This is a genomic window from Bradyrhizobium sp. 521_C7_N1_3 (genome assembly GCF_052075975.1).
In the GTDB taxonomy this organism is placed as follows: Bacteria; Pseudomonadota; Alphaproteobacteria; order Rhizobiales; family Xanthobacteraceae; genus Bradyrhizobium; species Bradyrhizobium japonicum.
Genome location: NZ_CP197232.1, coordinates 3,488,223 through 3,510,710, shown reverse-complemented (window position 1 = coordinate 3,510,710; position 22,488 = coordinate 3,488,223). Strand labels below are relative to the sequence as shown.

Sequence of the window (22,488 nt, the reverse complement as noted above, 5' to 3'; positions counted from 1 at the left end):
CCTGCCCCTCGATTGTCAATAAGATTGGTCCATTTCGTCGCACTTTCTGGCCTCTAGCGGCGCATACTGCACGAATTATTGACAATCCATCTCTTCCCTGCTCCACAAGGCGAACCGGCCGAAGCCGGAGGCTGAGGACATGTCCGACATTCGCACCGCTGAGGCACTGCCGGTCCGGCGCGACGATCCGGACAACGTCGTCGCGCGGCTGGAAGAGGACATCATCTTCGGCCGCCTGCCGCCGGGCGCGCGCCTCACCGAGGACGCGCTGATGTCGCGCTACGGCACCTCCCGGCACTTCGTGCGCCAGGCGCTGGTCGATGCGGAGCGCCGCGGCATCGTCCGCCGCGAGAAGAACGTCGGCGCCACCGTGCGGTTCTATTCAACCGAGGAAGTCCGGCAGATCTACGAGGTCCGCGAGATGCTGACGCGGCAGGCCGCGCTGATGATCCCGCTGCCCGCGCCGCAAGCCCTGATCGACGAGCTGACCGCACTGCAGCGGCAATATTGCGCGAAGGCCGATGTGCAGGATCTGCGCGGCATCCACGAGGCCAACGACGCCTTCCATCTCGCGCTGTTCTCGGCCTGCGGCAATCCGTATCTCGTCCGCTCGCTCCAGGACTACATGAACCTGACGCTGCCGATGCGCGCCAAGAACCTCGCCGATCGCGATGGCCTCGCGCAGTCGCGCCGCCAGCACGAGCTGATGATCGAACTGTTGAAGGGCCGCGACAGCTGGGCGCTGGCGCAGCTGTGCGTGGATCACATGCAGTTCAGCAAGGCGGACTATCTGGCAAGGATCGCGGGTGAGGAGACGCGGCGGTAGAGCTTCGCTTCGACGTCTCAGGAGCTCGCGACCGGCTGGCGCGCGACGAGGACTGTGCCGATACATTGCAGCACGATTTCGCGCTTTTGATTACGGAGATGGATCTGGTTGCGGACGACACCCCTGTCGGGATGCGACTTGGTTTCGCGCTTCTCCAGAATCGTCACATCAAGACCAAGCTCGTCTCCCGGGCGCACCGGCGTGGGCAACCTGAGTTCATCAAAACCGAGCCCGGCCAGGACACGAAGCGAAAACGGCTGTGTCTTGCTCAACAATGAAATGAGGATTGCGAAGGTGTGAGCACTTGATGCCGTCAACCCCGCAAAGACCGAGCGTGCGGCAGCTTCCTCATCTACATGGAAGGGCTGCGGGTCGAACTTCTTGGCAAATTCAATGATCTCGTCCTTCGATACCTGATACGGGCCCGCCGTCCGCAATCTGCCGACCTCAGCCTCGTCGAAATACAGGATGGCCATCAACGCCTCCCAAGCGCTGGCTGGATGTGATGCAACTCTACCCGTCCCACCGCTCAAGCTCCGCAGTTGGCGCGGATCGGCGCTAACGCACATGCACGTTCAGTACCGCCTCAGCAGACCGCGATCCACGCCGGCATCGCCATAGTCGGCGCAGGCCCTTTTCGGATCCCTGACCAAATCCGTCCGGACGCGCCTGAACGTCTTGGCGGCCGCGTCCGAAACCTCGGGACGAAATTTACCGGGATCGTAGCTCTCGCCGTCGCGGGCCTTGATGGCGGCGGCATAGGCGTCGATCATGGCCATCGCGGCCTCGGGGCTGCCGAGCAGCCGGGCGCCGAGCTGAACGCCCCCGGCGCCATCGACCTCGTAACCGTCGCATCGCTGCTCCAGCACGACGGATGCGGTCACGAGCTGGTCGAGGAATGTCGCCTCGGCATCGCTGAGGGCTGCGGCTCGCGCCGGTCCTGAAACGATCATCGCGAGCATTGCGACGGCTGATGGCGAGATTTTCAAGCGCGGCCCTGACGACCCATGACAAGCCCGTACAGGAAGAGGAGGATGATGGCTCCGACGACGCTGCCGATGAAGCCGGCGCCCTCCCCGAACCGATACCATCCCACGGCCTGGCCGAGCCACGTCGCGACGAATGCGCCGACGATTCCCAAAACCGTCGTCAGGATGAACCCCGAGGGCTCGGACTTGTCGCCGGGCATGATGAATTTCGCGACCACGCCGACGATAAATCCAATGATAATCGTCCAAAGGATACCCATGTCCATCGCTCCATTCGGTCGGTTTGCACATCAACGTCTGAAGGAATGCGTGATCGCTTGATGGGCCAGACGATCCCGGGAACGACGTTGATCTAGATCAATGGGCGGAAGCGGCCGGGCCGAAAGCTGGTGCCTGCTCTCTTGCGCGGGAAGGCGCTCAATGCGCTCCGCAATGCGAAGCGGATCAGTGCATGGCGATCATTGGCGAGATCACGCACACCACGACCTACCGCTATGCAAAGCCGGTGAGGTTCGGCACGCACTGGGCGATGTTCCTGCCGCGGCGCGGCGCCTCGACCCGGCTGCTTCGCTGGTCCGCTGCGACCAGCCTGCCGTCAAAGGTGCATTGGGTCACCGACTCCCGCTCCAATGCCGTCACGGTGATGGACTTCAGCGAACCCGGCAGCGAGCTGACATTCACGTTCAGGGTTCGTGGCGTCTATTTCGGCATCAAGGGTCTGGAGACATTTCCGCTGGAGCCCCGGGCCGAGGAGGTCCCCGTGCAGTACACCCCGGACGAATGGACCGACCTTGCCGGTTACCTGCGCCCGCATGCCGACGATGCAGACGGCAGTCATGCGGCGTGGACCAAGAGCTTCGTTGCCGGCGATCAGGATCGGACCGCCGACGTGCTGCGCCGAATGCTCGGCATGTTTCGCAGCGACTTCAACTATCGCGGCCGAGAGGCCGAAGGCACACAGTCACCCGGCGAAACGCTGCGCACGAAATCGGGCACCTGCCGGGACTTCGCCTGGCTGATGATCGAGACGTTGCGCCGGCTCGGCTTCGCCGCGCGCTTCGTCAGCGGTTATCTCTATGATGCGGCGCTCGATGGCGGCGCCGTGGGCATGACCGGCTCCGGCGCGACCCACGCATGGGTGCAGGTATTCCTGCCCGGCGCCGGCTGGCTGGATTACGATCCCACCAACAGCTTGAGCGCCGGCTTCGACCTCATTCCGGTGGCCATTGCGCGGCATCCGGGCCAGGCCGTGCCGTTGGCCGGCTCGTGGTTCGGCGATCCCGGCGACTATTTGGGCATGTCGATCAATGTCGCCGTCAACAAGATCGGCGAAATGCTCGATCCTTCGGAGGCGTAGGCTACCGAGACAGGCGCGGCGGTCGCTGACCATGGCATTTTATCGCAACAGCACGAAGGGACATGGGCCGCTCGACGCCGTCGCCGTCCCGTTTGAGGCCCTGAAGGGCAGGATCCGGCAACTTTACGAAGGCGACACGTTCGGCTGCATAAAATTCCGATACGCCCTGCTCGCGCTGGACATCGTCACGGTTCTGTTCATCATCGCGACCTCGTTCCTGCCCCGCAACAGGGCCATCGAGTCGCTCGATGTCGTGTTCGGCGTGCTGATCCTTGCGGATTTCGCCGCACGGATGATCATCAGCCGTCAGCCGCTGCATGACTTGGCGCGACTTTCGACCTGGACCGACATCGTCGTCATCATTTCGTTCCTTGCGCCGCTCGCCGGAGAGGCCGGCGGCTTCCTGCGCGCATTTCGAACATTGCGGCTGCTGCGCGACTACCAAATGGTGGCGCGACTCCGGATCGACAGCCCCTTCTTCCGGCGAAATGAGGAAGTGGTCTTTGCCGTCGCGAACCTCGGCGTGTTCATCTTCGTGATGACCGGGATCGTCTACGAGACGCAGAAGTCTCACAATCACCAGATCGCCAACTACGCCGACGCGCTCTACTTCACGGTCACCGCACTGACCACGACCGGCTTCGGCGACATCACCTTGCCCGGGACCGTCGGCCGCCTGATCACCGTCGTCATCATGATTTTTGGCGTGACCCTTTTCCTGAATCTCGCCAAGGCCCTGCTCGCGCCTTCCAAGGTGCGCTTCCCCTGTCCGGTCTGCGGCCTGCAGCGGCATGATGTGGATGCCGTGCATTGCAAGGCGTGCGGGACCATCTTGAACATTCCCGATGAAGGAATGGACTAGGCAGCATGCCGGCGAGCGCCCCGGAGAGGCCCCCTCACCTCATGACTGGGGAGAGGGGCATGGCATTTCAGCGCTTATTCCAATCAATGATCCGGCTCGCGTCGCCGTCGAACTCGTTGCTGCAGAAGGCGCCGCCCTGGTAATGGTCGCCGACCGGATCCGGCTTCAGCTTGGCCTGCTCGGCCATCGCGTGCTCGCGGAAATCCTCGGCGCGGCCGGTGGGGCGATAGCCGAATTCGTAGGCGCGGTGGTTGTCCCACCAGGCGCGCTCGTTGAGGGAGGCGCCGTAGAAGACCTCGAAATGGATGTCGGGATGTTCGAGCCCGATGCGGCAGAGCTGCACGAGGTCGTCGGGCTTCAGCCAGATCGAGAGCCGGCGCTGGTCGAGCGGCATGTCGCCGAAATTGCCGATGCGCAGGCAAGTCACCTTCAGGCCGTGCTTGTCGGCGTAGAGCGCACCGACGGCCTCGCCGAACACCTTGCTGACGCCATAACGGCCGTCGGGGCGCGGGGTGACGTCGGTCCCGATCTTGTGGTGGCGGGGATAGAAGCCGACGGCGTGGTTGGACGAGGCGAATACCACGCGCTTGACGCCCTTGCGGTAGGCGGCCTCGAACAAATTGTAGCCGCCGATGATATTGGCCTGGAGGATTTGGTCCCAGGTGCCTTCGACCGAATAGCCGCCGAAATGGATGATGCCGTCGACGCCTTCGCAGATCGCCTCGCACTGCGCGAGATCGGCGAGATCCGCCGCCTTGAATTGTTCGTTCGCGCCGAGATCGGCGGGCGGCTTGATGTCGGAGAGCAGGAGATCCGGATAGATCGGCGGCAGCAACTTTCGCAGGCTCGTGCCGATTCCGCCCGAAGCTCCCGTCATCAAAATACGCGGCATGTCTTCCCTCGCCTGTGGTGACCGATTTGCGGTCACATGTCTCTAATGATAGCAGGATTGTCCAGAGGGAACGAAACGAGAGAATCGACATGAATGAGGCATCGTCCCACTCCCCGGATTTTCGCCAAGGCTGGCGGCCGGCGACCTATTACCCCGATCCGGCGATAAAGGCGCTGGACCCCCGCTTCGAAAAATACTGGCTGAAGCTGTCGGCCGTGGAGCGGCTGGCGACCGGCCTGCGCTGGGCCGAGGGTCCCGTGTGGTTCGGCGACGGGCGATATCTGCTCTGCAGCGACATCCCGAACCAGCGCATCATCAAGTGGGAGGAGGAGACCGGCGCGGTCTCGAACTTCCGAAAACCCTCGAATTTCGCCAATGGTAACACCAGGGATCGCCAGGGCCGGCTGGTCACTTGCGAGCACGGCGGCCGTCGCGTGACCCGCACTGAGCATGACGGCGAGATCACCGTGCTGATGGATCAATTCAATGGCAAGCGGTTGAACTCGCCGAACGATGTCGTTGTTAAATCGGACGGCTCGATCTGGTTCACCGATCCGATCTTCGGCATCCTCGGCAATTACGAGGGCTACAAGTCCGAGCCCGAGATCGACATGAACGTCTACAGGCTCGACCCGGAGACCCGCAAGGCCACCGTCGTCGCCGAGGGTGTGCTTGGGCCGAACGGGCTCGCCTTCTCGCCGGACGAGAAAATCCTCTACCTCATCGAATCCCGCGGCGTGCCGACCCGCAAAATTCTCGCCTATGACGTTTCACCTTCCGGCGACAAGCTTTCGAACAAACGCGTCTTCGTCGATGCCGGCCCCGGCACGCCGGACGGATTCCGCGTCGACATCGACGGCAATCTCTGGTGCGGCTGGGGCATGGGCGATCCCGAGCTCGACGGCGTCGTGGTGTTCGCGCCCGACGGCGTCATGATCGGCCGCATCGCGCTGCCCGAGCGCTGCGCCAATCTCTGCTTCGGCGGCGTCAAGCGCAACCGCCTGTTCATGGCGGCGAGCCAGTCGATCTACGCGCTGTATGTGAACACGCAGGGAGCGTTGGGGGGATAGGCGCTCCCCAAGCGACGGTCCTGTAGGGTGGGCAAAGCGTAGCGTGCCCACCATTCCTTGCCGACTCGTGGTGGTGGGCACGTCGCTACGCGCCTTTGCCCACCCTACGAAATCTCTCCGCCGTCATTGCGAGCGAAGCGAAGCAATCCAGAATCTCTCCGCGGAGACAGTCTGGATTGCTTCGTCGCTGCGCTCCTCGCAATGACGGAACGAAAAACGCCGGAGCGGTTGCCCGCTCCGGCGCCGTGTTGTTCAGGCTAAGGCGCTTACGCCGCGTTGAAGCCCGCAACCGCCTTAACTTCGAGGAAGTCCTCGAGGCCGTACTTGCCCCACTCGCGGCCGTTGCCGGACTGCTTGTAGCCGCCGAACGGCGCGGTGCGGTCGTTGGGCACGCCCTGGAGATTGACGTTGCCGGCGCGGATCTGCCGGCCGACGCGCTTGGCGTTCTCGACCGTGTCGGCGGTGACATAGCCGGCAAGGCCATAGGGCGTGTCGTTGGCGATGTGCACGGCGTCGGCTTCGTCCTTGGCGCCGATGATGGTCAGCACCGGTCCGAAGATCTCTTCACGGGCGATCGTCATGTCGGGCGTGACGTCGGCGAAGATGGTCGGACGGACATAGAAGCCCTTGTTGACGCCTTCGGGCAGGCCCGGGCCACCGGCGACGAGCGTTGCGCCCTCGTCGATACCCTTCTTGATCAGGCCCTGGATCTTGTCCCACTGGCCGCGGTTGACGACCGGGCCGATGGTGGTGCCTTCGGCGCGCGGATCGCCCGCCTTGGTCTTGTCGGCGACAGCCTTCGCGATCGCGGCGACTTCCTTCATCTTCGACAGCGGCACGATCATGCGCGAGGGCGCATTGCAGGACTGGCCGGAGTTGTTGAACATGTGCATCACGCCGCCGGTCACCGCCTTCTGCAGGTCGGCGCCTTCGAGGATGACGTTCGGCGACTTGCCGCCGAGCTCCTGGCTGACGCGCTTCACGGTCGGCGCGGCGCGCTTGGCCACGTCGATGCCGGCGCGGGTCGAGCCGGTGAACGAGATCATGTCGATATCAGGATGCTCGCTCATGGCGGCACCGACCTCGGGGCCGAGGCCGTTGACGAGGTTGAACACGCCCTTCGGCACACCCGCTTCATGGAGGATTTCCGCGAAGATCAAAGCCGAGGTCGGCGTGAACTCCGACGGCTTCAGGATCATGGTGCAGCCGGCGGCAAGCGCGGGCGCGACCTTGCAGGCGATCTGGTTCAGCGGCCAGTTCCAGGGCGTGATCATGCCGACCACGCCGATCGGCTCGCGCAGCACCATGGCGGTGCCGACGGGCTCCTCGAAATGGTAGTTCTTGAGTACGTCGAGCGTGGTCATGAGATGGCCGAGGCCGGCGCCGGCCTGGAGCTTCTCCGCCATCGGCAGCGGCGCGCCCATCTCGTCGGACACGGCGGCGCCGATTTCCTTGAGGCGGCCCTTGTAGATCTCAATGACTTTGGTGAGCAGCGCGACGCGCTCCTCGCGGCTGGTCTGGGAGAAGGTTGCAAAGGCGCGCTTGGCAGCAGTGACGGCCTTGTCGACGTCAGCCTTGGAGCCCAGCGCAACCTCGTACATCGCCTCTTCCGTCGCGGGATTGACCACGGCGGTGGACTTCTTGACGGCGGGATCGACCCAGGCGCCGTCGATGTAGAATTGCATGCGATTGACCATCGTTAACCTCTTCTTGGGGGCTTGGAGGGGGCGTTTCGGCAGGCATCCTTGCACGAAAGCGCCGGCAATTGAACCCGCCATATGCGGGGCCAGCGTTGCGGCGGACGGAGGATATATGAGCCGATGGCGGGAACGAGGCAAGGCTCCCTCAGATGTCATTCCGGGACGCGCCCTTGGCGCGGGCCCGGAATCCATACTCCCGATCGTGGTTATGGAATCCGGGCTCGACGCTACGCGTCGCCCCGGAACGACGGGATAGTTACCTCGACTACACCGCCATCTTCCGGTGCAGCACCGGTGCGCCGGTGGTGAGACTTTCCGCCGCATCGATGATCGCATTCGCATCGATGCCGTAATGGCGGTAGAGGTCCGCGATGGTGCCGGTCTGGCCGAACTGCTCCACGCCGAGCGCCTCGGCGCGATGGCCGCGGACGCTGCCGAGCCAGCCGAGCGCGGAGGGATGGCCGTCGATCACGGTCACGATGCCGCAGTCGCGCGGCAGCGGCGCCAGCAGCTTTTCGATGTGGCTGAGATGCTGCACGCCGCGACGATCGCGCCGCAATTTCCGTGCGGCGGTCCAACCCGCATGCAGGCGATCCGCCGAGGTGATCGCGAGCAGGCCGATGTCGCGGCGGCTCTCGCCGATGAAGCCGGTCGCCTCGATCGCTTCGGGCGCGACCGCGCCGGTATAGGCGATCACGAGTTCGGCATTGGGCCCCGGCTTGCGCAGCCAATACGCGCCGTCGGTGATGCCCTGCGCAAGCTCCGGCGTCATGATCCGCTGCGCCTGCTCGATGCTGCGCGTCGAGAGCCGCAAATAGACCGAGCCACCCTCGCCCGGATCGCGCTGCATGTGATCGAAGCCCCACGCCATGATCACGGCGAGCTCGTCGACGAAAGCCGGCTCGAACGAGGCGAGCCCGTCCTGCGCCATGCCGATCAGCGGCGTCGCGATCGACTGGTGCGCGCCGCCTTCAGGCGCGAGCGTGATGCCCGAGGGCGTCGCTGCCACCATGAAGCGCGCGTCCTGGTAGCAGGCGTAGTTCAGCGCATCGAGGCCGCGCTCGATGAAGGGATCGTAGAGCGTGCCGACCGGCAGCAGCCGCTCGCCATTGATCTGGTGCGACAGACCGAGCGCCGAGAGCATGATGAACAGGTTCATCTCGGCGATGCCGAGCTCGAGATGCTGGCCCTTGGGCGAGAAGTCCCAGTTGAACGTGGAGGGAATTTTCTCGCTGCGGAATAAGTCCGCCTTCTCGCCGCGCGCGAACAGGCCGCGCCGGTTCACCCACGGACCGAGATTGGTCGAGACCGTGACGTCGGGCGAGGTCGTGACGATGCGCCTCGCCAGCTCGCTGTCGCCGCGCGCGATCTCGTTCAGCACGAGGCCAAAGCCCTGCTGGGTGGACATCTGCGGCGACGGCTTGAACGCGAGTTGCTGGGGCACCTCGATGACCGGCGCGGTCAGCCGGCGGCCGTCCCGGTTGAACGGCACGCGCGCGAGGAAGGCGTCGAGCTCGGCAGCGTCCTGCGCGAGGCCTTCGTACTTGTCCCATTCGTGGCCCGGACGGATGTTCTGGCTCTCGCGATATTTCTCCATCTGCGCGACCGTCATCAGGCCGGCGTGGTTGTCCTTGTGGCCCTGGAACGGCAGGCCGACGCCCTTGATGGTGTAGGCGATGAAGCAGACCGGGCGATCATGGTCGATGGATTCGAATGCCTCCAGCATGCTCGCCATGTCGTGGCCGCCGAGGTTCGACATCAGCGCCAGCAGCTCCTCGTCGCTGCGCCTGTCGATCAGCTTGGTGATCGGGCCCTGATCGCCGATCTCATCGTGCAGATGCTTGCGGAAGGCGGCGCCGCCCTGAAAGCACAGCGCCGCGTAGAGCGCATTCGGGCAATTGTCGATCCAAGCTTTAAGCGCCTCGCCGCCTGGCTCGGCAAAGGCTTCACGCATCAGGCGGCCATATTTCACGATCACCACGTCCCAACCGAAATTGCGGAACATAGTCTCGAACTTTTCCCAGAGGCCCTCGCGCACGACGGCGTCGAGCGACTGGCGGTTGTAGTCGACCACCCACCAGGTGTTGCGCAGGCCGTGCTTCCAGCCTTCGGCGAGCGCTTCGAAAATGTTGCCCTCGTCCATCTCGGCATCGCCGACGAGGGCGATCATCCGCCCCTCGCGGCGATCCTTCATCCAGCCATGCGACTTGACATAGTCCTGCACCAGCGAGGCGAACAGCGTCTGCGCGACGCCGAGGCCGACCGACCCGGTGGAGAAATCGACGTCGTCGACATCCTTGGTGCGCGAGGGATAGGACTGCGCGCCCTTGTACCCGCGAAAGTTCTCCAGCTTCTCGCGGGTCTGCCGGCCGAACAGATACTGGATGGCGTGGAACACCGGGCTCGCATGCGGCTTCACCGCGACGCGATCCTCAGGGCGCAGCACGCTAAAATACAGCGCCGACATGATGGTGGCGAGCGAGGCGGACGAGGCCTGGTGTCCCCCGACCTTGAGCCCGTCCGCATTGGCGCGGATGTGGTTGGCGTGATGGATGGTCCATGACGACAGCCACAGCGCCTTGCGGGCCAGCGCGGTCAATGTGTCCAGACGGGCGGTATCAACGGGCATGGCAATGGCTCCCGGAAACAGGTGATCACGATGATACGCCTGCGGACGGCGCCAAACTTCTCAATTTTTCGCGCCATGCCTCAAAATATTGGGATATCTTACCAATGGATCCTCACTTCAGACAGGTTTCATCCCAATGCCGGACCTCGACGCCATCGACCGGAAAATCCTCGCTTTGCTCCAGAACGACAGCCGGCTGACCATGCAGGAGCTGGCCGACAAGGTCGGGCTCTCGGTGTCGCCCTGCCATCGCCGAGTCAAGCTGCTGGAGGAGCGCGGGGTCATCAGCCGCTACATCGCCACCGTCGACCAGAAGGCGCTGGGGCTGCATGTCAGTGTTTTCATCTCGATCAAGCTGGCGCGGCAGAAGGAGGAGGATCTCAATCGTTTCGCCCGCGCGATCTCGAAATGGGACGAGGTGCTGGAGTGCTATCTGATGACCGGCAACCGCGACTATCTCCTGCGCGTGGTGGCGGCCGACCTCGCCTCCTACGAGACCTTCCTGAAGACCAAGCTGACCCGGCTCGACGGCATTGCCTCGATCGAGTCGAGCTTTGCGCTGAGCCAGGTCAAATATTCGATCGCCCTGCCGGTCTGACGGCGCCGCCGGCCTATTTCGGAACCGGTGTCACATGGGCGCAATAAACCCCGCCGATGGTCACGGGCGACAGGCACCCTGCCGAAAGAAGGACCCATGACCGCATCCGATCGCACCCCTGAAATGGCCAAACGCGAGCGCATCATCCGGGAAATGACCGACGATCTCGACGAAGAGCTGGAGATGGAGCTCGATGACAGCAGGCTCGACGAGCTGCTGGACGAGACGGACGCGCTCCGCCCGACGGTGGATCGCAGGCTCTATTTCCGGGAATTGCTCCGCCTCCAGGGCGAACTGGTCAAGCTCCAGGACTGGGTACAGAGCGAGAAGAAGAAGGTCGTGGTGCTGTTCGAGGGCCGCGACTCCGCCGGCAAGGGCGGCGTCATCAAGCGCATCACCCAGCGCCTCAATCCCCGCATCTGCCGTGTCGCGGCGCTCCCCGCCCCGAGCGAGCGCGAGCGCGAGCGCACGCAATGGTATTTCCAGCGCTACGTGTCGCATTTGCCGGCCGGCGGCGAGATCGTGCTGTTCGACCGCAGCTGGTACAACCGCGCCGGCGTCGAGCGCGTGATGGGCTTCTGCTCCGAAGAGCAGTACCAGGAATTCTTCAAGACGGTGCCGGAGTTCGAGCGGATGCTGATCCGCTCCGGCATCATCCTGGTCAAATACTGGTTCTCGATCACCGACGACGAACAGCAGTTCCGCTTCACCATGCGCATCAAGGATCCACTCAAGCAGTGGAAGCTGAGCCCGATGGACGTCGAGGCGCGCAGCCGCTGGGAAGCCTACACCAAGGCCAAGGAGACGATGCTGGAGCACACGCATCTGCCGGACTCGCCGTGGTGGATCGTCGACGCCGTCGACAAGAAGCGCGCCCGCCTCAACTGCATCGCGCATCTGCTCAGCCAGATGCCGTACCAGGAGGTCGCCCGCGTGCCCGTGGTGCTGCCGCCGCGCGTCCGCAACCCCGACTATCACCGCGGCCCGATTCCGCCGGAGATGTACGTGCCGTCGAAATACTGACGGAAGTCTCGCAGGGTGGGCAAAGGCGCAGTGCGCCGTGCCCACCACGCGTCCGCGTTCGTGGTGAGAATGGTGGGCACGCTTCGCTTTGCCCACCCTACGGCACCGTCACCGCCACGGCTGCACGATGATCTTGGTATGCGCCTCGGGGTTGGCGAGATCGGCGAACGCCTTCGCGACGCCGTCGATGCCCACTTCAGCGGTCACCATCGCGGCCGCATCCACCTGCCCTTCCGCGATCAGGCGCAATGACGCTGCGAACTCATCCGGCGTGTAGCCGAGCACATATTGGACGTTGAGCTCCTTCATGATGCCGAGCATGGGTTCGCTCCTGTCGGTCTCCATGCAGACGCCGACCACCACGATGCGTGCGTCACGCGGGGCGCCCTCGAACACCTGCTGCAACAGGCCGGGCACGCCGACGCATTCGAAGATGATCGCGGGCTTCAGCGCCGGCAGCATGGCCTGGAACGGCGGCCGCGCCGCCTTCTCGGCCTCCGACATCTGCGCGTGCTCGGCCCAGGTCGCGTAGGGCTGCGACACCCTGGGATCGACGACGATATCGGCGCCCAGCTTTGCAGCGAGCGCACGCCGTGCCGGCGAATAATCGGCGGCGACGATCGGGTGCAGACGCTTGATCCTCAGCGCTGCGATCACCGCGAGGCCGACCGGGCCGCAGCCGATCACGAGCGGTACCTCGCCGCCTCGGATGTTGGCTTTCGCCACGGCGTGGACGCCGACGGCGAGCGGCTCGGTCAGCGCCGCATGTTCGGGCGCGAGACCGTTGGGCACCTCAAGCAGCAGGGGCTCGCTGAGCAGCATCGCCTCGGCATAGCCGCCGATATTGTCGTTGGAATAGCCGATGCCCTCGATGCCCTGCGGCGTCACGAGCGCCGGGAGCGAGCAGACGCGGGTGCCGGGCTTGAGCTTGCGCGCGGTTCCGGGACCGTAATCGACGATCTCGCAGCAGAACTCATGGCCGAACACGACGTCGCGGGCGAGGTCCATCGGCTTGCGCCCGGTCTTCTTCGCCATCTCCACCATGCGGGGAGCATGCTGGCGCGCGTGCAGGTCGGAGCCGCAGATGCCGCAGGCGAGCGTCCTGACCAGCACCTGACCGTTACCGGGCTTCGGCTCGGCCATCCGGTCGACGACAATCTCACCGTTCCTGAAAATCGCAGCGCGCATCCGGCTCCTCCCGTGTTGTTGGAGCCGTTGATAGCACGAAGCGGAAGCCGCGAACTTGCGTCAAGGGTTCGGGGAACGCTCTTCCAGCACCAGCAGTTGGGCGCGGCGGATGCGCTCGCGATGGGCGATGTAGAGACCGCTGGCGACGATGAAGGCAGCGCCAGTGACGGTCCAGACGTCAGGCACTTCGCCGAACAGGAAGAAGCCCAGAATGCTGACCCACAGCAACTGTGTGTACGAGAACGGCGCCAGCACCGAGGCATCGCCGTAGCGATAGGCCAGCACGATGATCCACTGGCCCACGGTCGACGCGACGCCGATCACGATGCCGAGCCCGATCGCGGTCCAGCTCGGCGTCACCCAGACGAACGGCACCATCAGGCTGAGGATCGCAACGCCCGTGAGCGCCGAATAGGCCATGGTGGTGAGGACGGCTTCGCGCCCACTCATCATGCGCGTCAGGATCAGCGCAGCCGCCCAGCAGAACGCCGAGATGATCGGGAAGAACGCGGCGGCGTGAAACGCATTGGAGCCCGGACGCAGGATGATCATCACGCCGATGAGACCGATCGCGGTCGCGATCCAGCGGCGCATGCCGACCTTCTCGCTCAGGAAGATGATCGACAGCGCGGTGACGAACAGCGGCGAGACGAAGCCGGTGGCCGAGGCTTCCGCGATGGGGAGGAAACGGAGTCCGGTGATGAAGAACAGCGACGAGCCGAGCAGCGCCGCGCCGCGCATCAGCTGCAGGCCGAGGCGATCGGTGTGCATCGCATGCAGCGGCGAGCCCGGCAGCATCACCGGCGTGAACATCAGCGCGAACGTGACGAAACGGATCCAGGTGATCTCGATCGACGGCAGGCTCGTCGACAGATACTTCGCGGTGACGTCGGAACAGCCGAGGAATACCGTCGACAGCAGCACCAGCGCGATGCCTTTGAAGGGATGATCGACACGCGCAGGCGCGCGGCGAGCCTCCTGCTTCTTCTCCGGCACGGGCATGGGAATACTGTCGAGCCTTGCGGCTACGGCGGGCGGCGGTGTCACGGCTGGAACCTGGAAAAACGACGATTCGGGAACGGTCGTAAAAAACGACAATTGCGCCGCTTTCACAACTTCCGAAAACAGGATGCCGATATGCGCTGACGACCGCGCGTCAATACTCCATTAATAATAGGCGTTTGTGCACTACAGCATGGGCAGACTGCGCGGCTTCGGACCGCGCGGAAACACCGCATCGAGCGCCGAAATCTCCTCTTTCGTCAGCACGAGATCGCCGGCCGCCGCATTCTCGCCGGCATGTTCCGCGGACGAGGCCTTCGGGATCGCGAACACCGTAGTTGCACGGGTGAGGAAGCTCAGCGCGACCTGCCGCGGTGTCACACGACGCGCCTCCGCGATGCGTGCCAGCACCGCGCCTCCCTTGCTGTTGCTTGCGGGAAAATCGTCGTGGCCGAACGGAGAGTATGCGACGACGGCGACGCCATGCGTCTCGCACCACGGGATCACCGCATGCTCGATCGCGCGCTCCTTGAGATGATAGAGCACTTGATTGCACGCGATGCGGCCCTCGCCGGAGACGTCGAGAATCTCGTCGAGATCGTCGGCGTCGAAATTGGAGACGCCCCAGGATTTGATCTTGCCGGCCTTCACCAACTCCTCGAACGCGGCGACGGTGTCCTCGAGCGGATAGGAACCGCGCCAGTGCAGCAGATAGCAGTCGAGACGATCGGTCTTCAGCCGCCTCAGCGAGCGTTCGCACGCCGTGATGGTGCCGCCGCGCGAGGCGTTGCTCGGCAGCACCTTCGAAACCAGGAACACCTCATCGCGGCGGCCTGCGATCGCATCCGCGATGACGAGCTCGGCATCGCCGTACATCTCGGCGGTGTCGATGTGGGTCATGCCGAGATCGAGCCCGCGCTGAAGCGCCGCGACCGCGCGCTTGCGGTCGCCATGATCGAGATACCAGGTGCCCTGCCCGATGACGGAGACGTTCGCGCCGGTCTTGCCGAAGGGTTTTGTGTTCATGTCAAAGCTCACAATCCGCTGATATCCGCAACCAGCACGCTGCCGGTCCCTGACTCCGTGATATAGAGCCGATCCTTCTTCGCGCCACCGATGGCGACATTGGTGCAGCTCGGCCCCGCGCACGACTTGATCCGCGCGATCAGCTCTCCGTTCGGCGCGAACACGAAGACGTGGCCGAGCGAGGCGTGGCCGACGAACAGGCGACCGGCCGCATCCATGGTCATGCCATCAGGACCGCTGGTGCCGAACAGCGAGCAGAAGCGGCCGACCTTCGACACGCTGCCGTCCTTCATGAACGGCAACCGCCACACCGCATTGTCGCGGGTCATGGCGACGAACAGCACGGTTTCGCTGGGGTCGAGCACCAGGCCGTTCGGGCTGATGCCGGTGTCGAGCAGGCAATCGAGCCGGCCGCTCGGCGTCAGGCGATAAACACGGCCGCTTGGGTCGTGCAGGCCGGTCTGGCCCTGATCGGTGAACAAGATGTCGCCGTTGGAGGCGAGATGCAGATCGTTGCAGCCACGGAACGATTCCGAATTGCGAGCGGTCAGGACGGGCCTGATGCGCCCTGCCCCGGCGTCGAGCTCCATGATGCCGTGCATGTAGTCGGCCACGAGGATGCGGCCGTCGGCGGCGATCTTCAATCCGTTCGGCCAGCCGTCGTACTCGATCACAAGCGACCACGCGCCATCAGGCGCGATGCGGAAGATGCGGCCGAAGGGAATGTCGACGATGTAGAGGTTGCCGTCCTTGTCGAACGACGGCCCTTCGACAAAACTATCGGTCGGCACACCCGGGCGGTTGGCCTCCGCCCAATCGGTCCGCACGCCCTTGCGGCGGAATTGGTCCGGCATGGTGGAGAAGATCTTGGTTTCGATCAGGCGCGGCGGCGTTTCCAGGTACATCATTGTTGTTTTTGTGCATGTGGAGGGGGAGTGCGCGGGAACATAGGGCACAATCGCGGGCGCGTCGATTGGGCGAAGGGCATGGCTGCGTCCACGTCACTCTCGTGTCCCGGACGCGCTGCAGCGTGAAACGCTGCTGCGCAGAGCCGGGACCCAGAAAGGCCAAACACTCTGCTGCTAGATCGGCCCCGGCTCTGCAGCATATCACTTCGTGCTGCGCAGCGTCCGGGGCACGAGACCGCCTCCCAGCCTGGAGAGATCCCTACCCTGCCGCGACCTTCGCCTGCTTCACCCGCACTTCCGTCGTCGCGATCAGCCGCTTCAGCTCGGGGATACATGACCCGCAATTGGTGCCGGCCTTGAGCTTGGCGCCGATCTCGGCCGCCGTGCGCGCGCCGCTCGCGATGGTGTCGCAGATGGTGCCGCGGCCGACGCCGAAGCAGGCGCAGACGATGGGGCCGCTCGAGGCCGCGCCCTCCGTCGATTTGCCTGACAGCAGCATGCGGCGCTGCTCGTCGGTGACGTGGTCGGCCACGAACAGGCTCTTCACCACCTCCCAGTCGCCGGCATCATGCGCGGGGCCGACGAACAGGCAGGTCTCGATGCGGTCGCCTGCGAACGAGGCCGCGCGATAGACGCCGCCGCCGAAGTCGCGATAGTCGGCGACATCCTCGCCGGCGACGCCGTCGAGCCAGGCCGGCCAGCGCGACAGGTCCGCATTGTCGGCGAAGAGATAGCCGAAGCCGCCCGTAACCGTGACACGGGTCCACATCAGGTTCGGCGGCAGATCGAGCTGTTTGCGCGACAGCGCAAAGCCGCGGAAGACGTATTCATAAGGCGAGATCGCCGCCGGCGTGGCTTTCGACTCCGGCTGGCCCGAGAACGGATCGGTGAAGGACTGCACGAGCGCCCCGACGCGGCCGTGCGAGGCGTTCATCGCGCTCCAGTGGATCGGCGCGAACAGCGTGCCGCGCTGCTGACGATCACTGACGACGACCTTCAGGATGCACTGGCCGTAATCGGTGGTGATGCGGGCGTAGCCATCATGCAAGATGCCGTATTTGCTGGCATCATCAGGGTGGATTTCGACGAACGGCTCCGGCAGATGCGCGCCGAGACGCTGGCTGAGACCCGTGCGCGTCATGGTGTGCCACTGGTCGCGGATACGTCCGGTGTTGAGCCGCAGCGGGCGCGACGGTCCGGTCTCGCCGCGCAGTGACGGCACCTCCGGCGCGATGAAGCGGCCCTTGCCGTCATTGGTGAAGAAGCCGCCGCTCGCGAAGAAGCGCTCGCTCGACGCCTGACCCTCGCGCACCGGCCACTGCACCGGCTTCAACGCATCGAACGCTTCATCCGACAGCGAGGTGAGCCCGCTGATGTCAAAATCGCGGCTACCATCGTTCTCGAACGCCGAGAGCGCCGCATGCTCGCGAAAAATATCGGCGGCCGACTTGTAACTAAAGCTGTCGCCGAAGCCGAGCCGCTTTGCGGTCTCGCTGAGAATCCACCAGTCCGGCCGCGCCTCGCCCGGCGCCGGCAGGAACGAGCGCTGGCGCGAGATGCGGCGCTCGGAGTTGGTCACCGTGCCCGACTTCTCGCCCCAGGCCAGCGCCGGCAGCAGCACATGCGGGCCGGCCTCGACCGTGTCGTTGGAGAGCACGTTCTCGGAGACGACGAACAGCTCGAGCTTCTTCAGCGCCTCACGCACGAAATCCGCATCGGGAAGCGACACCGCGGGGTTGGTGCCCATCACCCACAGCGCCTTGACCTCGCCGCGGTTGATCGCCTCGAACAACTGCACCGCCTTCAATCCCTCATGAGTCGCGATGCGCGGCGCCTTCCAGAACCGCCGCACGCGATCGATGTCCGGCGGCGTGAAGCTCATGTGTGCGGCGAGCATATTGGCTAGGCCGCCGACCTCGCGGCCGCCCATTGCGTTGGGCTGGCCAGTGAGCGAGAACGGCGAGGCGCCCGGCTTGCCGATGCGCCCTGTGGCGAGATGGCAGTTCAGGATCGCGTTGACCTTGTCGGTCCCCTGCGCCGACTGGTTGACGCCCTGCGAGTAGAGCGTGACGACGCGCTCGGTGTCGCGGAACATCTTGAAGAAGGCGGCGACGTCCTGTTCGGACAGGCCCGTCGCCAGCGCGGTCGCGGTGACACTGCCGGCGATGTTGCGCGCGCGTGCCAGCGCGTCATCGAAGCCCGACGTCTTCTGCGCGATGTAATCCTGGTCGAGCGCGCCATTGTCGGCGAGGTGGACGAACAGGCCGGAGAACAAGGCGGTGTCGGTACCGGGCTTGAGGCCGAGGAACAGATCGACGTCGCTGGCGGTGTCGGTCCGGCGCGGATCGATCACGATCATGCGCGCGCCGCGCTCCTGCCGGTTCTTCAACATGCGCTGGAACAGCACCGGATGACACCAAGCCGCATTCGAGCCGACGAAGACGAGCAAGTCAGCCTGGTCGAGATCCTCGTAGCAGCCCGGCACGGTGTCGGCGCCGAAGGCGCGGCGATGGCCGGCCACCGAGGACGACATGCAGAGCCGCGAATTGGTGTCGACATTGGCCGTGCCGACAAAGCCCTTCAACAGCTTGTTGGCGACGTAATAGTCCTCGGTCAGGAGTTGGCCCGAGAGATAGAACGCGACCGCGTCGGCGCCGTCGCGCGCCACGATGTGCTGCATGCGATGGGCGACGTGGTCGAGCGCATCGCTCCAGGCGACGCGCTCCAGCACGCCCTTGCAGCGGATCATCGGATAGAGCAGCCGGCTCTCCAGCCCGATGGTCTCGCCGAGCGCCGAGCCCTTCGAGCACAGCCGGCCGAAATTGGCGGGATGATCCGGGTCGCCCGCGATCGCCGCGCCACCGTTGCCGTCGGGCGTCGCCAGCACGCCGCAGCCGACGCCGCAATAGGGACAGGTCGTCTTGGTGGCGCGGAGCGTGGGATCGATCGCCGTCATATCGAGCTGCCTTATCAAGCCGCCTTGGAGGGACGCGCCAGCGCGCGGCCGAACATCATGTCGGTGCGGATCGCCGTCACCTTGTCGCGATTGCGGATCAGCTCGAGATACCAGAGCGCATCGACGGTATCGCCGATCAGCACCGCGCCGGTGAGCCGGCCGTCGGCGATGACGAGCTTCTTGTAGGTGCCGCGCCTGCGGTCTGACAGCACCAGGCTCTCGCTGCCGTCCCCGCCCATGAAGTCGCCGGCGGAGAAGACGCTGACGCCGGAGACCTTCAGATTGGTCGAGACCACGCTGCCCTGATAGGCGGCGGGACGGCCGGCGAGATGCCGCGCCAGCACGCGCGCCTGCTCGTAAGCGGGCTCGACCAAGCCGTAGCAGGTGCCGCGATGCTCGGCACATTCGCCGAGCGCGTAGATGTCGGGCGAGGCCGTCTGCATCTCGTCATTGACGACGATGCCGCGGTTGACCGCGATGCCCGCCTCTTTGGCAAGCGCCACATTCGGCCTGATGCCGGCGGCGAAGATCACGGCATCCGCCTCGATGCGCGTGCCGTCGGCGAGCTCGACGGCTTCGACATGGCCGTCGCCGTGAATGCGGGCGGTGGAGGCATTGAGCAGGATGCGGATGCCCTTGCGCTCGACCAGCGTCTTCAGCAGGTCGGCCGCCGGCAGATCGAGCTGGCGTTCCATCAGCCGGTCCATCAGGTGCAGCAGCGTCACCGGCGCGCCGGCTTTCGCAAGGCCATAGGCCGCTTCGAGCCCGAGCAGGCCGCCGCCGACCACGACGACGCGTTTCTTCGCCGCAGCCAGCGTCAGCAGCAGATCGACGTCGCGCGTATCGCGAAAGGTGTGCACCCCGGTGAGATCGGCGCCCGGCACGTTGAGCCGCAGCGGCGTCGAGCCGGTGGCGAGCACGAGCTTGGAATATTCCACGCTCTCTTCACCTTCGATCTTGAGCTCGCGGCGGCCGGTGTCGATCTCGGTGACACGGTAGCCGTAGCGCACGGTGACGCCGCGATGGCGCCACCAGTCGGCCGGCCTCAGCTCGATCTCGTGCGAGCCGGTCTCGCCGGCCAGCACGGAGGAGAGCAGTACGCGATTGTAAGCGAGCCGCGGCTCTTCGCCGATCACCGCGACCGCGTAGCGGCCGAGCGAGGTCTTGGCGAGCTCGTCGACCAGACGCGCGGCCGCCATACCGTTACCGACGATGACCAGCGGTTCACTCACAAGGCATCTCCTATTCGGCGGCCTGCGCCTGTGCGCCGTAGGCCTCGGAAATCATGTAGCCGGACAGGACGCCGTAGGCGTCGGTCCAGGCCGTGGCGAGTTCGGGCGTCCAGGCCTCGCCGAGGCCCTTCTCGAGGGTCCAGAGCAAGGTCGCGCCGACCACCGGATAGTGCTCGGCCTTGGCGCCATAGGCGACGTGACGCTTGGCGAGCGCCGAGGCCGCGGGAAGGATCGTCTCGAGCTTCGACAGGCCGCCGACGACGGCGGCGAGCATGCCCATCAGCTTCTTGCGCTGCTCGGTCATGTCCTCGGGAAACATCGCGCGCACGGACGGCGCCACCTCGAACAGGCGATCGTAGAACAGCACCGCAGCGGCCTCTGAAATCGGCGCGACCTTGGAAAAGCTCTGCTGGATGAGGGTGATTTGCTCGGGCGTCATGATGTTCTCCTGTCTGTTTCGGTCTGCCTTTGTCCGCGCCGTTGCGAACAAGGTTCATGGGTCAAACGTCATCAGAGAGTCTTCTCCCCGCGTACGGGGAGAAGCGACATTCGTGCCAAACTCAGACTCGCGCTTCCGCGAGGCTTGACGCGCCCTCATCCTGCGGGCTGCGACGCAGGTAGAACCACCAGGTCAGTCCGAGGCAGGACGCGTAGAAAGCGAGATAGATCGCGAGCGCGAGCGACGGCCCACCGGTCATGGCGATCGACTTGCCGAAACCGGTCGGGATCAGATAGCCGCCGACCGCGCCGATCGCGCCGATGAAGCCGACCGCCGCACCGCTCTCGATGCTCGCGGTCTTCAAGGCCGCCGCGCGCGCCGCATCGCCCTTGCCGCGCACCCTGAACAGGTTCTGCTCGCGGAAGATCGAGGGGATCATGCGGTAGGTCGAGCCGTTGCCGATGCCCGTCGTCACGAACAGGATCAGGAACATCGCAAGGAAGCCGGTGAAGTCCTTGTGCCCGACGAAGTAGAGCACGCCGACCGTCGCCGCCGCCATCGCGATGAAATTCCAGAAGGTGAGGATGGAGCCGCCGATCTTGTCGGCGAGCAAGCCGCCGAGCGGTCGCGACAGCGAACCGACCAGCGGCCCGAGGAACGCGATCGAGATCGAGATCGCCGGAAACTGCGTCTTGATCAGCAGCGGGAACGCCGCCGAGTAGCCGATGAAGGATCCGAACGTTCCGATATAGAGGTACGCCATGATCCAGGTGTGCTTGCGCTTGACCACGGCAAGCTGGTTCTTGATCGACGCCTTGGCCGTGGTCAGGTTGTTCATGAAGAACACCGCGCCGAACACCGCGATCGCGATCGGCAGCACCCACATCAGGCCGGCGTTCTGGAGGAAGATGCCGTCGACGGGGGACGCCTGGAACAGGTTGATGACCGCGAGCGTCATCAGGATCGGGGTCAAGAGCTGCACGCTGGAGACGCCGATATTGCCGCCGGCCGCGTTCAGCCCCAGCGCCCATCCCTTCATCCGGTCAGGGAAGAAGAAGGAGATGTTGGTCATGCTGGAGGCGAAATTGCCGCCACCGAGACCCGCGGTCGATGCGATCAGCAGCATCAGCCAGAACGGCGTGTCGGGCTGGCTGACGAAATAGGCGAGCGACAGCGTCGGGATGAACAGGATAGCCGCGCTGAAAATGGTCCAGTTGCGGCCGCCGAAGGTGGTGACCGCGAACGTATAGGGGAAGCGCATCAATGCGCCGATCAGCCCCGGCACCGCCACGAGCTGGAACAGCTGGTCGGTGGTGTAGTGGAAGCCCGCCTGCGGCAGCTTGGTGGTGACGATGCTCCAGATCAGCCAGACGGAGAAGCCGATATGCTCGGCCACGATCGACCAGATCAGGTTGCGCCGGGCGATCACTTTGCCGCCCGCATTCCAGAACGCCTCGTCTTCGGGGCGCCAATCAGAAATCCACGTCGGATTTCGAGTCGGATTCGTCGTCATTGATAATCCCTTCTAGGCTCACCGCTGCGTCGTTGCAGGCTCAGCCTCCACGCGGAGGCGCGCGCCGAGGCCATGCCCCGGTGGCGAGTTCACGATGCTGATTGATGATGTTGAGGGACGTCGTCGTTGGCGTCGGAAAAGGTATTTCAATTTCCGTGCCAATTGCGCGCGTTCGGGAAATACAGGGAATTCAGGGGCTTGTTCGCATTGCCCGAAATTCTTCCAGGTGTATTTCGCTCGCAAATTTTGCGATTCGCTCAATCCTTGTGCGGCGCACA

At 64.7% G+C, this 22,488-nt stretch carries 20 protein-coding genes; 6 read left to right on the top strand and 14 right to left on the bottom strand.

All coding sequences use genetic code 11. From position 1 onward, the window contains the following. Positions 1-139: 139 nt before the first annotated feature. On the top strand, positions 140-826 hold the full coding sequence (locus AB7008_RS16320; protein ID WP_304493287.1) for a GntR family transcriptional regulator: 687 nt from the start codon (positions 140-142) through the stop codon (positions 824-826). A gap of 17 nt (positions 827-843) precedes the next feature. Here AB7008_RS16320 and AB7008_RS16315 read toward each other — a convergent pair whose 3' ends face one another. The 3 genes from AB7008_RS16315 to AB7008_RS16305 all read right to left on the bottom strand — a co-directional run bounded on the left by AB7008_RS16315 (position 844) and on the right by AB7008_RS16305 (position 2,075). Next, positions 844-1,302: a MaoC/PaaZ C-terminal domain-containing protein gene (locus tag AB7008_RS16315; RefSeq protein ID WP_028157063.1), complete on the bottom strand. Its 459-nt coding sequence runs from the start codon at positions 1,300-1,302 to the stop codon at positions 844-846. A gap of 99 nt (positions 1,303-1,401) precedes the next feature. Continuing rightward, a complete protein-coding gene (locus AB7008_RS16310) occupies positions 1,402-1,779 on the bottom strand; it encodes a hypothetical protein (RefSeq protein ID WP_225894998.1) in 378 nt (125 codons plus the stop codon). Positions 1,780-1,811: 32 nt separating this feature from the next. Beyond that, on the bottom strand, positions 1,812-2,075 hold the full coding sequence (locus AB7008_RS16305) for a GlsB/YeaQ/YmgE family stress response membrane protein (protein WP_028157061.1): 264 nt from the start codon (positions 2,073-2,075) through the stop codon (positions 1,812-1,814). Positions 2,076-2,266: 191 nt separating this feature from the next. Between AB7008_RS16305 and AB7008_RS16300 the strand changes: the two genes are divergently transcribed. After that, the gene (locus tag AB7008_RS16300) at positions 2,267-3,172 is read left to right on the top strand and encodes a transglutaminase family protein (RefSeq protein WP_441259074.1); all 906 of its coding nucleotides are present in this window, start codon (positions 2,267-2,269) and stop codon (positions 3,170-3,172) included. A 31-nt stretch (positions 3,173-3,203) separates the two neighbouring features. Further along, entirely contained in the window at positions 3,204-4,034 is an 831-nt protein-coding gene (locus AB7008_RS16295) for a potassium channel family protein (RefSeq protein WP_304493285.1), read from the top strand. Positions 4,035-4,101: 67 nt separating this feature from the next. On the opposite strand, the gene AB7008_RS16290 is transcribed toward AB7008_RS16295, so the two are convergent. Continuing rightward, positions 4,102-4,926, bottom strand: a complete 825-nt coding sequence (locus AB7008_RS16290) for an NAD-dependent epimerase/dehydratase family protein (protein ID WP_259224253.1) — start codon at positions 4,924-4,926, stop codon at positions 4,102-4,104. 89 nt (positions 4,927-5,015) lie between these two features. Between AB7008_RS16290 and AB7008_RS16285 the strand changes: the two genes are divergently transcribed. Then, complete coding sequence (locus AB7008_RS16285; protein ID WP_028157057.1) at positions 5,016-5,996, top strand: SMP-30/gluconolactonase/LRE family protein; 981 nt, start codon at positions 5,016-5,018, stop codon at positions 5,994-5,996. A 266-nt stretch (positions 5,997-6,262) separates the two neighbouring features. Here AB7008_RS16285 and AB7008_RS16280 read toward each other — a convergent pair whose 3' ends face one another. Both AB7008_RS16280 and AB7008_RS16275 read right to left on the bottom strand, forming a co-directional pair. Further along, positions 6,263-7,693, bottom strand: coding sequence for an aldehyde dehydrogenase family protein (locus tag AB7008_RS16280; protein WP_028157056.1), 1,431 nt, complete (start codon positions 7,691-7,693; stop codon positions 6,263-6,265). A gap of 268 nt (positions 7,694-7,961) precedes the next feature. After that, positions 7,962-10,325 carry a transketolase gene (locus AB7008_RS16275; protein WP_304493284.1) on the bottom strand — a complete coding sequence of 788 codons (2,364 nt, stop codon included), beginning with the start codon at positions 10,323-10,325 and terminating at the stop codon, positions 7,962-7,964. Between the two features lie 136 nt (positions 10,326-10,461). Here AB7008_RS16275 and AB7008_RS16270 point away from each other — a divergent pair, with 136 nt between their 5' ends. Beyond that, complete coding sequence (locus tag AB7008_RS16270; protein WP_014497003.1) at positions 10,462-10,923, top strand: Lrp/AsnC family transcriptional regulator; 462 nt, start codon at positions 10,462-10,464, stop codon at positions 10,921-10,923. Between the two features lie 96 nt (positions 10,924-11,019). After that, entirely contained in the window at positions 11,020-11,946 is a 927-nt protein-coding gene (ppk2, locus tag AB7008_RS16265) for a polyphosphate kinase 2 (protein WP_441259073.1), read from the top strand. Positions 11,947-12,054: 108 nt separating this feature from the next. Here ppk2 and AB7008_RS16260 read toward each other — a convergent pair whose 3' ends face one another. The 8 genes from AB7008_RS16260 to AB7008_RS16225 form a co-directional block, all read right to left on the bottom strand. Then, the gene (locus tag AB7008_RS16260) at positions 12,055-13,134 is read right to left on the bottom strand and encodes a zinc-binding dehydrogenase (RefSeq protein ID WP_041955861.1); all 1,080 of its coding nucleotides are present in this window, start codon (positions 13,132-13,134) and stop codon (positions 12,055-12,057) included. A gap of 60 nt (positions 13,135-13,194) precedes the next feature. After that, positions 13,195-14,136, bottom strand: a complete 942-nt coding sequence (locus tag AB7008_RS16255; protein WP_304494148.1) for a DMT family transporter — start codon at positions 14,134-14,136, stop codon at positions 13,195-13,197. 186 nt (positions 14,137-14,322) lie between these two features. Continuing rightward, entirely contained in the window at positions 14,323-15,162 is an 840-nt protein-coding gene (locus AB7008_RS16250) for an aldo/keto reductase (RefSeq protein ID WP_304493283.1), read from the bottom strand. Between the two features lie 8 nt (positions 15,163-15,170). After that, a complete protein-coding gene (locus AB7008_RS16245; protein WP_441261211.1) occupies positions 15,171-16,067 on the bottom strand; it encodes an SMP-30/gluconolactonase/LRE family protein in 897 nt (298 codons plus the stop codon). A 262-nt stretch (positions 16,068-16,329) separates the two neighbouring features. Continuing rightward, complete coding sequence (locus AB7008_RS16240) at positions 16,330-19,026, bottom strand: molybdopterin-dependent oxidoreductase (RefSeq protein ID WP_441259072.1); 2,697 nt, start codon at positions 19,024-19,026, stop codon at positions 16,330-16,332. A 14-nt stretch (positions 19,027-19,040) separates the two neighbouring features. Further along, positions 19,041-20,258, bottom strand: coding sequence for an NAD(P)/FAD-dependent oxidoreductase (locus tag AB7008_RS16235; protein WP_080588497.1), 1,218 nt, complete (start codon positions 20,256-20,258; stop codon positions 19,041-19,043). A 10-nt stretch (positions 20,259-20,268) separates the two neighbouring features. Next, entirely contained in the window at positions 20,269-20,697 is a 429-nt protein-coding gene (locus AB7008_RS16230) for a globin family protein (protein ID WP_441259071.1), read from the bottom strand. 121 nt (positions 20,698-20,818) lie between these two features. After that, positions 20,819-22,210 carry an MFS transporter gene (locus AB7008_RS16225; RefSeq protein WP_441259070.1) on the bottom strand — a complete coding sequence of 464 codons (1,392 nt, stop codon included), beginning with the start codon at positions 22,208-22,210 and terminating at the stop codon, positions 20,819-20,821. Between the last annotated feature and the right edge of the window lie 278 nt (positions 22,211-22,488).